11 protein-coding genes and 4 tRNA genes are annotated in these 12,204 nt (G+C 46.5%); 3 read left to right on the forward strand and 12 right to left on the reverse strand.

Going from position 1 to position 12,204, the window contains the following annotated elements:
• Positions 1–12: 12 nt before the first annotated feature.
• The 11 genes from HWY38_RS04935 to dnaB form a co-directional block, all read right to left on the reverse strand.
• Positions 13–852, reverse strand: coding sequence for a two-component system regulatory protein YycI (locus HWY38_RS04935; protein ID WP_224181389.1), 840 nt, complete (start codon positions 850–852; stop codon positions 13–15).
• Entirely contained in the window at positions 839–2,197 is a 1,359-nt protein-coding gene (gene yycH, locus HWY38_RS04940; RefSeq protein WP_015418614.1) for a two-component system activity regulator YycH, read from the reverse strand. Before yycH ends, HWY38_RS04935 begins: the two co-directional genes overlap by 14 nt.
• Complete coding sequence (gene walK, locus HWY38_RS04945; protein WP_004393106.1) at positions 2,187–4,022, reverse strand: cell wall metabolism sensor histidine kinase WalK; 1,836 nt, start codon at positions 4,020–4,022, stop codon at positions 2,187–2,189. The genes yycH and walK overlap by 11 nt, the downstream gene beginning before the upstream one ends.
• Positions 4,023–4,028: 6 nt before the next feature.
• Positions 4,029–4,736, reverse strand: coding sequence for a cell wall metabolism DNA-binding response regulator WalR (walR, locus tag HWY38_RS04950; protein WP_004393104.1), 708 nt, complete (start codon positions 4,734–4,736; stop codon positions 4,029–4,031).
• Between the two features lie 336 nt (positions 4,737–5,072).
• Positions 5,073–5,145 (reverse strand) — tRNA-Phe (locus HWY38_RS04955).
• Positions 5,146–5,181: 36 nt separating this feature from the next.
• Positions 5,182–5,258: transfer RNA gene (locus HWY38_RS04960), tRNA-Asp, on the reverse strand.
• A gap of 84 nt (positions 5,259–5,342) precedes the next feature.
• Positions 5,343–5,414, reverse strand: a tRNA-Glu gene (locus HWY38_RS04965).
• An 8-nt stretch (positions 5,415–5,422) separates the two neighbouring features.
• A tRNA-Lys gene (locus HWY38_RS04970) sits at positions 5,423–5,498 on the reverse strand.
• 202 nt (positions 5,499–5,700) lie between these two features.
• Positions 5,701–6,993: an adenylosuccinate synthase gene (purA, locus tag HWY38_RS04975; RefSeq protein WP_012118894.1), complete on the reverse strand. Its 1,293-nt coding sequence runs from the start codon at positions 6,991–6,993 to the stop codon at positions 5,701–5,703.
• Between the two features lie 238 nt (positions 6,994–7,231).
• Positions 7,232–7,645, reverse strand: a complete 414-nt coding sequence (locus HWY38_RS04980; protein WP_224181390.1) for a VOC family protein — start codon at positions 7,643–7,645, stop codon at positions 7,232–7,234.
• Between the two features lie 117 nt (positions 7,646–7,762).
• The gene (gene dnaB, locus HWY38_RS04985; protein WP_004393100.1) at positions 7,763–9,127 is read right to left on the reverse strand and encodes a replicative DNA helicase; all 1,365 of its coding nucleotides are present in this window, start codon (positions 9,125–9,127) and stop codon (positions 7,763–7,765) included.
• Positions 9,128–9,297: 170 nt separating this feature from the next.
• On the opposite strand from dnaB, the gene HWY38_RS04990 reads away from it, so the two are divergent.
• Entirely contained in the window at positions 9,298–9,495 is a 198-nt protein-coding gene (locus tag HWY38_RS04990; RefSeq protein ID WP_007407900.1) for a DUF2188 domain-containing protein, read from the forward strand.
• A gap of 30 nt (positions 9,496–9,525) precedes the next feature.
• Here HWY38_RS04990 and HWY38_RS04995 read toward each other — a convergent pair whose 3' ends face one another.
• Positions 9,526–9,735: a hypothetical protein gene (locus tag HWY38_RS04995; RefSeq protein WP_015418617.1), complete on the reverse strand. Its 210-nt coding sequence runs from the start codon at positions 9,733–9,735 to the stop codon at positions 9,526–9,528.
• A gap of 118 nt (positions 9,736–9,853) precedes the next feature.
• Here HWY38_RS04995 and HWY38_RS05000 point away from each other — a divergent pair, with 118 nt between their 5' ends.
• The gene (locus tag HWY38_RS05000; protein WP_014306172.1) at positions 9,854–9,997 is read left to right on the forward strand and encodes a YycC family protein; all 144 of its coding nucleotides are present in this window, start codon (positions 9,854–9,856) and stop codon (positions 9,995–9,997) included.
• Between the two features lie 163 nt (positions 9,998–10,160).
• Positions 10,161–12,203 carry an ArnT family glycosyltransferase gene (locus HWY38_RS05005; protein WP_224181391.1) on the forward strand — a complete coding sequence of 681 codons (2,043 nt, stop codon included), beginning with the start codon at positions 10,161–10,163 and terminating at the stop codon, positions 12,201–12,203.
• Position 12,204: the final 1 nt, after the last annotated feature.

Here is a 12,204-nt window from a genome sequence, read left to right on the forward strand (position 1 = left end):
TGTCTCACTCCATTATTTATTTTGATTGTTATCAATGACTGTACTTTCCAATGCGTTCACAGTGTACGTTTGCAGTGTCTTTTTCTTCGTCCCTTTTGACTTATCTTCGATTGTAATTCTCCATACCGGCGCCAGCACCTGCGTACTTGTCAGCGGATATTGGGCAATATAGCCGAACTTGACGCTTTTAACGGCGCAATTCGCTTTTAAGTAATTTTGAGAATACAATAATTCGACCGCATCAAGCTCAGGAATCAGGCTCTCCGTCTGGATTCGTTTGAATGACTCCAGCATGGTCTGCTCGTAAGATACGACCTCGTTTTTATCGTTCAGGTGCAGAATCACCTGTCCGATCGCATCCGTGGACGAGTCAAAATCCTGATAAATAAACTGGCCGTCATACATCTGGTAAAAAATGATCTGTTTTTTATCCTTGTCGACTTTCCACAGTTTATATTTTTCACCGCCGGTTATTTTAGAGCTGACGAGCGATTCCGCATCCTCCTGCGGTTTTTGCTTCGATAAACCGACCGGATCGGTAAATTTCATTTTCAGTGTGGTAACCTTGTGATCATCCGCCGGCATCTCCATTAAAGGCTTTTGATCTTTCAAAGCATCAATATCTTCAGCGGTAAATACCTTTTGGCCCGCCGTCAGCCGGTAGCCCGTCGCGGAATCAGAAGACAGGTTTCCGAATGTGATATGATCCATCTCCATGTCTTTTTCCACATTTGAATTTTTAATCACTTCGTATTCACTGCTCGAGCGTTTTTCAAAAAACTGATAGCCGAGAAAAATATCGAGGATGAGGAAGGCAATGATGAAGATCGTTTTTGTCTTATTCCACTCCATTATCGTCCTCCTCCTTCCCCAGCAGATCTTTCGTAATCGGGACGATCTTCCCGTTGATTTTCATACTCCAGACGGGTTCCAGTTCAACGAGATCATTCGTTGATGAAGAGACCATTTGATAGGACAGGAAGATCTGGTCGATTTTGTTCACGTCGTATTTATCCTGCTGCTCCAGCAGAGACACAACCTCATTGCCGTTCATCATTTTTACGTCTTTTGTTTTAATCGGATTCGGTCCGAGAACATAGTTCGGCCGCTTGTAGCTGAGAACCTCGTCATTGGCCCATTGCAGGGTTAAAACAGGTCCGGATCCGAAAGGCTTAGACGTGCTGTTGATCACAGGCATTTGGTCTTTAAACATGTAGAAACTCAGCTGCTGGTTATCACTCACATTGAAAAATTGATAATGATCCGTCCAGCTTCCCGTATCCTCTAAATATTTATAGCTTTTCTTAATCAGCTCCCCTGTTTGATAAGAAGCGCTTTGTGCCAGGTTCCGATGCTGGAATTGAATCTGCCGCTGTGTCGAATTGATTTCCAGACGGCTGATTCCGTCAGTCAGCACATTCCGATTGTAATTCGGGTCTTCTCTGACCGTGCTCGGATCATTAAAAAGCGTCTGCTTAAACAGGTTCGTCTTAATGGTTTCAGTGATAAATTCTTTTTCCTTCATATTAAACCGCGCATTCGGCATGAGAAATTCTTTGCTTTTTCCGACCGAATAGAGGTGGTATAACGGCATACTCGACTTTTTGCTGTACAGCTCATTCATCAGATTGCGGTAATTCGCCGATTCCACAGTCACTTCCAAAATCAGCTGCTTGCTGTATGAGACCATGTAAATCTTTTTATTTGTCTTATTCTCATTAAATGGAATGACAATATGGTCAAATGAGCTGTATTCCATTGACGGATTCGACCATTTAAACATCGTTTGGAAGAAATCAATCGGAATGGTGTCATTGAATTGCAGATCGAGCTTTGCCGAATTGCCGTTTCTGCCGTAAAGCCAATTTTTAAAACCGAGCTTGTCGTATTGATCGGAAATATCCTTCATCCCTTTTACTTCCCATTGCGGCAAATCCGCCCACAGGTCATTAAAGAGCGTCTCATCATCCACTTTATAATGAGAGCCGTTTGTATGAATAAACATATCCCGGGGTTTTACCGTTTGCGACACTTTTTGGCTCGTTTTATCAATTTTATGCTTTTCCCGGACAGTCGATTTGGTTGAGGCCGTGCCTTCTGAAAAATTGGGCTGGAATGTCCAAATTCCCCATGTTAAAACAAGACTAATGACGACCAGCACTGACAGTATGACTGTTTTTATATTTTCACGCCTCATCCCAATCATCCTCTTGCTCTTCTTTATATGGAAGAGTAAATGTAATCTTCGTTCCTTTGCCTTCTACACTGTCGGCCCAAATGTCTCCGCCGTGAGCCTGAACCATCTCTTTTGCAATCGCAAGGCCGAGCCCGGTGCCGCCGAGTTTTCTCGTGCGCGCTTTATCCACTCTGTAGAAACGGTCAAAGACTTTTTCCACATCTTTTTTCGGAATGCCGATACCTTCATCTTTTACGCTGATATAAAGCAGCTCTTCTTTCTCATTCACATCGACCGAGAAAGTGACATGTCCGCCTTCCGGTGAGTATTTCAGTGCGTTAGAAATGATATTATCGAGAACCTGCGTCACTTTATCCTGATCAATCTCCACGTACAGATTTCTGTCCGGCAGCTCGCGGATAAATTCGACATGCTGTTCTTTCGTCATTTCAAAACGATCGATAATCAGTGACATAAAGCGGATCATATGAATCCACTCCCGATTAAACTGATAATCTTTGCTGTCGAATTTAGAAAGCTGGAGCAGGTCGTTCACCAATCTGATCATGCGCTCAGTCTCATTTTGGGTCACCATTAAGAAACGCGGAGCGATATCTTTGTTTTCCCACGCGCCCTCTGCAAGCGCCTCTAAATAGCTTCGCATGGTCGTCAGCGGTGTCCGCAGCTCATGAGACACGTTGGCAACGAACTCTCTGCGTTCCCGATCGAGTTTTTCCTGTTCGGTGACATCATAAAGAACCGCGATTAAACCGTCGATTTTTCCGTGCTCTCTCTGAATAACGGAAAAATTCACCCGCAGTACAGTCGTCTCATCGTCACGTTCGATCTCCAGCAGCATTGAATCCTGCTGTTCTACTAAATCCTCAAATGTAAAGTTCTCTTTTATGCCTAATAAAGACGTAATCGGCATCTCTAAAGCCGTTTCACGTGAAACATTCAGCAGCTCAAGCGCAGGGCTGTTTAAAAGAATAATAGCCCCGTTGCGATTCGTAGCGATGACACCGTCCGTCATATACGCGATAACGGAAGAAAGCTTTCTTCTCTCCCCTTCCGTCATGGCTTGGGCATCTTCAAGCTCTCTCGTCAGATGGTTGAACGTCGTTGCGAGCTGACCGATTTCATCATGCCCATATTTCCGCACTTTTCTGGAGAAATTCCCTTTTGCCAGTTCCATCGCCTGCTTACGCATATCCGACAGCGGATGGGTAATGGTGCGGGCGAGAAATATACCGAGAAGAGCCGTCAGAACAAGGGCTAAGCCTGTTCCTGAAGCAAGAATCGAGTTGACGGTTTTCATCTGGTTAAAGGTATCTTCCATACTGGCCACGACATATATCGCGCCGACAACTTCCTGATTCTCTGTGACGACAGGTTTTGCTGAAATCAGCACTCTGTTTTTGCTTTTAGGATCATAATATTTTTTTGAATAGGCCTGTTTTGTTGAGAAAATCCGTTTAAAAATCGGGTCAGTCGTCTGTTTCCCCGCTATTTCCTCGCCATAAGGCCTCGAAGAACCGACGACCTCATAGCTTTTATCAACAAATGTAATCTCCCGTATTTCATTATTCTTCGTAAAATCATTCAAAATCCGTTTGACGTCATCTTTAATGACGGTGCTGTCATTATCTCCTTTATATTCCTGCTCAATATAATAGGATAGATTGTCAATCCGCTGATTTAACGATAATTCATAGGACTTGAGAAGAGAATTCTCCACCTGTTTCACAAAGTACACGCCGATAATCTGCATGGCGATGATAATGAGAAGCACATAGATCAGCGTGATCTTAAACTGAATCGACCGAAAAAAACCAACCTTATTCATCGCCGGTTAGTCCTGTTCAGGGTTTCTCAAGTAATAACCGACACCCCGTCTTGTGACGATCCAGTTCGGATGGCTCGGATTATCCTCGATTTTCTCGCGAAGGCGGCGCACTGTTACATCCACCGTTCTCACGTCACCGAAATAGTCATAGCCCCACACAGTCTGCAGCAGATGCTCACGGGTCATGACCTGTCCGATATGTTTGGCTAAGTAATGAAGCAATTCAAACTCACGATGAGTCAGCTCGATCGTTTCTTCTCTTTTTGATACGACATAAGCGTCAGGGAAGATGACGAGAGAACCGATATGAATGTCATTAGAAGCTGATTCTTCCTCAGCCGGCGCAACCGTAAGCTGGCGGCGCAGGTTCGCTTTGACGCGGGCCAGAAGCTCACGCGTGCTGAAAGGCTTCGTGACATAGTCATCCGCTCCGATTTCAAGCCCGATGACTTTGTCAATCTCCGAGTCTTTTGCCGTCAGCATAATAATCGGCATATCATATTTTTTCCGGACTTCCCGGCACACTTCAACTCCGTCTTTATTCGGAAGCATAATATCTAAAAGAATTAAATCAGGCTGAAGCTCTTCCACCATTTCCACGGCTTCGTTTCCGTCGTACGCACAATGCACGTCATAGCCTTCTTTTCTTAAATTAAACTCTAATATATCTGCAATCGGTTTTTCATCATCGACTACAAGGATTTTCTTATCCATCATCTTGATTTTCCTCCTGCCAGAATGACTTCATTTCATCTATTGATGTTTCATGATGATCACAATTCGTATCGTGAAAAACGTTCCCCGTCTATTATAACGGTTTCAGGTCAAAAGATAAAAAAATTAAAGAGAACAGCGCAAAAACGTATTGAACTGCCATCCTTTTGTCATGTTTTTTATTTTCTTTTAAAAAATAATATTTTTTTGAAACCTCAAGAAAAAAAACGCCGTCTAGTGTTTGACGTCTTCTTCTGGGCCGGCTGAAAAGCCGGCTCTCCCTTTTTTATAACAAAAGAAAAAACGCACCTACTATTGCAGATGCGTTTGGGTAAGTGGCTCGGGACGGAATCGAACCGCCGACACACGGATTTTCAGTCCGTTGCTCTACCAACTGAGCTACCGAGCCAGATGTTTCTTTTCTATACTATAAAGTAAAGTAAAATGGCGGTCCGGACGGGACTCGAACCCGCGACCTCCTGCGTGACAGGCAGGCATTCTAACCAACTGAACTACCGGACCTTACAGTAATTTGTCCGGAGAACCGTATCGTGGCGGCCCTCCGAGGACAAATAAGGAGTTAGCAATAACGCTAAAGTAAATCAATGACCCGTACGGGATTCGAACCCGTGTTACCGCCGTGAAAGGGCGGTGTCTTAACCGCTTGACCAACGGGCCATAAAAAGTGGTGAGCCATGAAGGACTCGAACCTTCGACCCTCTGATTAAAAGTCAGATGCTCTACCAACTGAGCTAATGGCTCTTGATGTGTCGGATTATGTATCATAGAGCATTGAGACAAAAGCTTTCTTGCAGTACTCTATTGAAGCTGTTCCGTAACAACGAGATTTATAATATCATAGAACATTCGAAAGTGGCAACTACTTTTTTGAAAAAAATCTATTATTTTTTTCCTACATAAAAAAACAAGCCTCCGTGACCGGAGGCTTGTTTGCTGCAAATTCTTAGTTAGCGCGGTATACACTGCGGATGACGTTCGTTTGTGAACGGTCGGGACCGACAGAGAAAATAGAAAGCGGAATACCCGTCAGCTGAGATACGCGTTCCAGATAATGGCGCGCATTTTCAGGAAGATCACTTAATGTTTTTGCGCCTGTGATATCTTCCGTCCAGCCAGGCATTTCTTCATATACCGGTTCACACTCTGCGAGAGCTTTCAGACTTGCCGGGAATTCTTCAATCACTTCACCTTTGTAGCGGTAAGCGACACAGATTTTCAATGTTTCAATGCCAGTCAGCACATCGATTGAATTCAGAGAAAGATCTGTGATTCCGCTGACACGGCGGGCATGGCGGACAACAACGCTGTCAAACCAGCCGACACGGCGCGGACGGCCTGTCGTTGTGCCGTATTCGCGTCCGACTTCACGGATTTGATCCCCGATTTCATCTTTCAGCTCAGTCGGGAAAGGACCGTCACCGACACGGGTTGTGTACGCTTTAGATACACCGACGACGTGCTGGATTTTTGTCGGGCCTACGCCTGAACCGATCGTCACCCCTCCGGCGACCGGGTTGGATGAAGTGACAAACGGGTATGTCCCTTGGTCAATATCAAGCATAACCCCTTGAGCGCCTTCAAATAAAACGCGGCGGCCTTCATCCAGCGCGTCATTTAAGACGACGGATGTATCGCATACATACTTTTTAATCTGCTGGCCGTATTCATAATACTCATCCAGAATATCTTCAATTTTGAAGCCTTCCGTTTCATACATTTTTTCAAGCAGACGGTTTTTCTCTTCAAGGTTCCGTTCAAGCTTTTCTGCAAACACGTCACGATCTAGCAGGTCTGCGATCCGGATGCCGATCCGCGCCGCTTTGTCCATATAAGCAGGTCCGATGCCTTTTTTCGTTGTGCCGATCTTGTTGGCCCCTTTGCGTTCTTCCTCTACTTCATCCAGTTTCAGATGGTATGGAAGAATGACGTGGGCTCTGTTGCTGATTCTCAAGTTATCCGTGCTCACATTGCGTTCATGAAGATACGCAAGCTCCGTTATGAGCGCTTTCGGATCAACAACCATTCCGTTCCCGATGACACACGCTTTTTCTTTATAAAAAATTCCTGATGGGATTAAATGAAGCTTGTACGTGACGCCATCAAACTTGATGGTATGTCCTGCATTGTTTCCGCCTTGATAACGTGCGATCACTTCTGCATTTTCTGATAGGAAATCTGTAATTTTACCTTTTCCTTCATCGCCCCACTGCGTACCTACTACGACTACTGAAGACATATATCCGTGCACCTCCGTTAACCTTTCAAAACGATATCTCATTCAAACAAATTAAGTGTATCAGTGCCGAAACAGAAAGTCAATCGTAAATCCGAACATTAAAATCTTATCAATCTATATTTGTTCGCCTTAAACATGATTAAAAGCGTTTTCTCTTTCATTTACTATCTGTTACTCCTGAAACTTTCATGCTTTAACAAGAAAAAGAACCCGTAATCAGGGTTCTTCAGACAATCATTTATATGCCGCTTGTATTCATCAGGACGACCCCCCAGCCGTCAGGATCTTCGATGGTCACGCCTTTTTCTTTCCAGTACGGGTTTTCGGGTGCTTTCTCCTCATATCCCATCTGCTTTAATTTCGTGCTGATGCGAATGATCTCCTGCTGATCCTGGATGTAAAAGACAAGCAGGCTGTCGCCGTGCGGAACAGGCGCCGGCTGAGACGAGCCGGTTTCTTCGGTGAATTCTAAGTGATATTGCGTATGGGGCAGGCCGAACATGACGCCGCTGTAGCCCTCATGTCCGGAAAAGCTGCCGACCCTTTTCAGCCCGAGGCCCTCTTCATAAAACCTGATGATTTCTTTGAGCTGTCCGGTCGGCCGGGCAATCCGGATTTGCGCCGCTTGAAATTGCGGAAATTCAATTGTCATCATCATCCCTCCCTTCATGCCATTATATAAAAGCGCTTTCTTTTTTTCGTCTGCCGAACGGACGGCATTCTCTCATTCTTTCGGATGAAAAAAAGCCTCAAGACATTGCTTGAGGCTTTACGCACCTGCCGGAACACCGCCGTCATCAAAGCGCCTTTCCAGGTTTACGAACTTATTATATTCTTTCACAAAAGCCAGTGAGACGGTACCCACCGGGCCGTTACGCTGTTTGGCGATAATGATCTCGATGATGTTTTTGTTTTCGGATTCTTTATCATAGTAATCATCACGATACAGGAAGGCGACGATGTCGGCATCCTGCTCAATACTTCCCGACTCACGGATATCTGACATCATCGGACGTTTATCCTGCCGCTGCTCAACACCCCGGGAGAGCTGAGACAGAGCGATGACCGGGACTTCAAGCTCCCGCGCCAGCGCTTTTAGCGCCCGTGATATTTCCGATACCTCTTGCTGGCGGTTGTCGCTCGAACGGCCGCTTCCCTGAATGAGCTGCAAGTAGTCAATTAAAATCATGCCCAATCCGTTTTCCTGCTTCAGCCGGCGGCATTTTGAACGGATTTCGCTGACGCGGATGCCGGGGGTGTCATCTATAAAGATACCGCTGTTTGACAGGCTTCCCATCGCCATCGTCAGCTTGCCCCAATCTTCTTCCGTCAGATTTCCCGTTCTGAGATTTTGGGCGTTAATATTCCCTTCAGCGCAGAGCATACGCATGACAAGCTGCTCGGCACCCATCTCAAGACTGAATATCGCGACGCTCTCATCCGTTTTGGTGGCCACGTTTTGCGCAATATTTAAAGCGAACGCCGTTTTCCCCACAGACGGACGGGCCGCGACAATGATCAAATCATTCCGCTGAAACCCCGCTGTCATCCGGTCAAGCTCGATAAAACCGGTCGGAATCCCGGTAATATCGCCTTTCCGGTTGTGAAGCTGCTCAATGTTGTCGTATGTTTGCACAAGCACGTCTTTAATATTTTGGAAGGCGCCCGAATTTTTTCGCTGCGCGACCTCCATAATCGTTTTTTCCGCATCGCTTAATAAATCTTCAACTTCATCCTCGCGCGTATACCCGTCTTGAGCAATCGAGGTCGCCGTTCTGATTAAACGGCGGAGAATGGATTTTTCCTCAACGATTTTCGCGTAATATTCTATATTAGCCGCTGTCGGAACGGAATTCGCGATGTCCGTCAGGTAAGAGACGCCTCCCACCTCTTCTAACAAATCGGTATTCGCAAGCTCTGACGTTACCGTGACCAAATCAACCGGTTCACCGCGGTCTCCGAGCACAAGCATGGCATTGTAAATTTTTTGATGTGACATTCTGTAGAAATCATCCGGAATCAACACTTCAGAAGCCAGTGTCAACGCAGACGGCTGTAAAAAAACAGCACCTAACACGGCCTGCTCAGCTTCTATGTTTTGCGGCGGCAGCCGATCATTCAGAAGGTCTGTCATGCTAAGCACCGTCCTCTCCTTAAAAAATATCCAAACTCCATTTTACCATTTCTCATGAAAAAGAATAGAAAAATATCACTTTCCCTGTATTTGTCAAACAGCGGCTGCGTGTTTCGCCATTCCGAATGCTGGGAAACAAATAAATAAATCGAAACCAGGAGGTAAGAGGGATGAAAACATATGCAGTAACACCCAGTGTTGATGCGGACGGATGGTTTGTGAAGGTGGAAAATGTGGCGCCGACGGCTCTTTATACATCAAAGGACGCGGCGATCGAGAAAGCGGAGCAGACGGCTAAAGAGAACAGCCCGTCTAAGCTTGTCATTTATGATCAGCATAAAAACATTGAAGAAGAACGGTCCTTTTAAGAAAAGCCTTCGCCCGAGCGAGGGCTTTTCTTATTCGATGAAACGGATGTGCAGCACCGTCTGCGCCATGAGATCGGCCGTTTTTTGATACAGCTCCCATTCTTCACAGGCGGCGAATACTTTCATCATGTCCTGCAATGTCTGTTTCAGTATGATAAATTCGTCAATTGTCCGCAGTTCTGCGGCTTTTTTCTGATAATCAGCCAGCTTCAGCTGTAATAACATCAATGGCGATTGCATAAAAAACCTCCCCCATTCTGTTATAAAGCCCCGCTTTTCAAACCTCCATTCCTTTGTCATATCCTCTTACGATAGATTTCTGATTTTAGTACAATAAAGAAACGGAAGGAGTGATCACATGAAACCGCTGCAAATTTCCGCCGAAACGGCGCAAAAGCTCGCAGAATCACTGAATATGCCGCTTGAGAGAATCATGCACATGCCTCAGCACATTCTGCTTGCCAAATTAGCTGAAATCCAAAAAGAGAACGATCACAAATAAAGGCTGCTCTCTCATATATATGTGCGGGAGGCGGAAGCGATGGCTTTCCGCCTCTTTTTTTCGTGAAGAAAATTTTGGTAAAACATTCTTTGAATCGTTATCATTTATTCATAACTTTTTCATATTTATTTTTTACAATGGGGTCACAAAAGAGGTGAAACCATTGAAAACAAAACGACTGGACATCGTTCTTATCGGTATTTTATCAGCAGCGGCGGCTTTGAATATGTACGGCATTTGGCAGGATGATGCCGCCAACCAGTATTATTTGGCTGCCGTCAAAAGCATGACGCAAAGCTTTCACAACTTCTTCTACGCATCCTTTGACCCGTCCGGCTTTGTCACGGTAGACAAACCGCCTGTCGCTTTATGGATTCAAACGATTTTCGCTTTGGTCTTCGGCGTACATACATGGAGCGTGATTCTTCCTCAGGCTTTGGCGGGGCTCGGTTCCGTTCTGCTGCTGTATTTCATGATAAAGCCTTCGTTCGGCACGGGCGCGGCCAGAATCGCCGCTTTTGTCATGGCGCTGACGCCGATTGCGGCGGCCGTCAGCCGGACGAATAATCTCGACAGCATGCTCGTCTTTACACTGCTTCTCGGTTCCTGGTGTTTGATGCGCGCGGTGAAACGCGGCAAAATCATTTGGCTCTTATCCGCATTCGCACTTGTCGGTCTTGCCTTTAATATGAAAATGATGCAGGCCTACATCGTGCTTCCGGCTTTTCTGCTTTTTTATCTCATTGCATCACACACATCCATTAAGAAAAAACTGATCTCACTTCTCGCTTCTTCAGCCGTTCTACTGGCGCTCTCCGTCTCATGGGCGGCAGCCGTTGATTCCATTTCCGCATCAAGCCGCCCCTATATCGGCAGCAGCCAGACAAACTCCGTGCTGGAGCTGGCATTCGGATATAACGGGACAGAACGGCTGCTCGGGCAGACGACGGGCCTTTCTCACGGCAGCATGACCGGCGGAAAAAGCGTGATGCAGGAAGGGATGGGCATGCAGCCTCCGGGAACGAACAGCCCGGCAATGGGCGGCAGCGCTCCTCAGGGAAAAAACGGGCAGGTTCAAATGCCCCGGCAGCCATCCGGACAGAACGCGGCCTCACCGCAAGGAAGCGGAACTCCTCCGCCACAAAACGGCGGCTCACAAGGCCCCGGCGGCGGCAAAAGCATGAGTATGAACATGTATGGCAACGGTACCCCGGGTGCGCTCAGGCTTTTCCAATCTGAATTATCGGGGCAAATCAGCTGGATGCTGCCTTTTGCGCTCACCGGTTTGTTCGGCGCCGTCATCAGCTGGTACAGAAACCGCCGGGAAAAAGCGGAGGAAATGAAAGAAACGATGTTTTGGACAGCATGGCTTGTGCCTGCCGCCGGTTTCTTCAGCATCGCAAGCTTTTTCCATCCGTACTACTTAATCATGCTGGCGCCTCCGATCGCAGCCCTTTCCGGAATCGGCTGGCGGGCCTTATATGATTTATACAAGCATGATAAAGGCTGGACGGGCTGGCTGCTGCCTGCGGGTGTCTTTCTCACCGCCGGTTTTCAGGTCTTCATCGTAAGCGGGTATACAAACCAGATCGGCAGCGCTTGGATGTACATCCTCGGACTGTTGGGGCTCGGCACTGTCATTGCCCTCATTGTGATGAAACACAAGCCGTTCGGCAGACAACTGACCGTGATCACCATGTGTGTGTTGATGCTCACGCCGCTGTACTGGTCAGCCACGCCGATCCTTTACGGCGGAAACAGCGTCATACCCGAATCCGGCCCGCAGCTGAAAAGCTCAAACGGCGGCAATATGTTCACCTCTGAAGTGGATACAGGCCTGCTGTCTTATTTGAAAAAGCATCAGACAGGTGAGGAATATCTGTTTGCAACGCTCACCACGGTGACTGCGGCGCCTTATATCATCCATACGAATGAATCAGTCATGGCACTCGGAGGATTTAACGGAACCGATCCGATTTTAACCGTCTCACAGCTGAAAAAACTTGTTGATGATGGAAAAGTGAAGTATTTCTTATTATCCGGAAACAGTTCAGGCAACACAAAGCTTGTCTCATGGATTAAAAAGAACGGCACAAAAATCTCAGCTGACCAATACAGCACCGGAAAAACAACCTCAGCCCGGCAAGGAATGACAGGCGGCCCGGGCGGACAAAGTCAGCAGACTCTGTATGAGATGAAAAAATAGT

The sequence above is a fragment of the Bacillus sp. KS1 genome (assembly GCF_020075515.1).
GTDB classification, from domain to species: Bacteria; Bacillota; Bacilli; order Bacillales; family Bacillaceae; genus Bacillus; species Bacillus velezensis.

Coding starts and splice junctions, on each gene's coding strand:
- HWY38_RS04935 (WP_224181389.1), bottom strand. CDS start 852: ATGGAGTGGAATAAGACAAAAACGATCTTCATCATTGCCTTCCTCATC.
- yycH (WP_015418614.1), bottom strand. CDS start 2,197: ATGAGGCGTGAAAATATAAAAACAGTCATACTGTCAGTGCTGGTCGTC.
- walK (WP_004393106.1), bottom strand. CDS start 4,022: ATGAATAAGGTTGGTTTTTTTCGGTCGATTCAGTTTAAGATCACGCTG.
- walR (WP_004393104.1), bottom strand. CDS start 4,736: ATGGATAAGAAAATCCTTGTAGTCGATGATGAAAAACCGATTGCAGAT.
- purA (WP_012118894.1), bottom strand. CDS start 6,993: ATGTCTTCAGTAGTCGTAGTAGGTACGCAGTGGGGCGATGAAGGAAAA.
- HWY38_RS04980 (WP_224181390.1), bottom strand. CDS start 7,645: ATGACAATTGAATTTCCGCAATTTCAAGCGGCGCAAATCCGGATTGCC.
- dnaB (WP_004393100.1), bottom strand. CDS start 9,127: ATGACAGACCTTCTGAATGATCGGCTGCCGCCGCAAAACATAGAAGCT.
- HWY38_RS04990 (WP_007407900.1), top strand. CDS start 9,298: ATGAAAACATATGCAGTAACACCCAGTGTTGATGCGGACGGATGGTTT.
- HWY38_RS04995 (WP_015418617.1), bottom strand. CDS start 9,735: ATGCAATCGCCATTGATGTTATTACAGCTGAAGCTGGCTGATTATCAG.
- HWY38_RS05000 (WP_014306172.1), top strand. CDS start 9,854: ATGAAACCGCTGCAAATTTCCGCCGAAACGGCGCAAAAGCTCGCAGAA.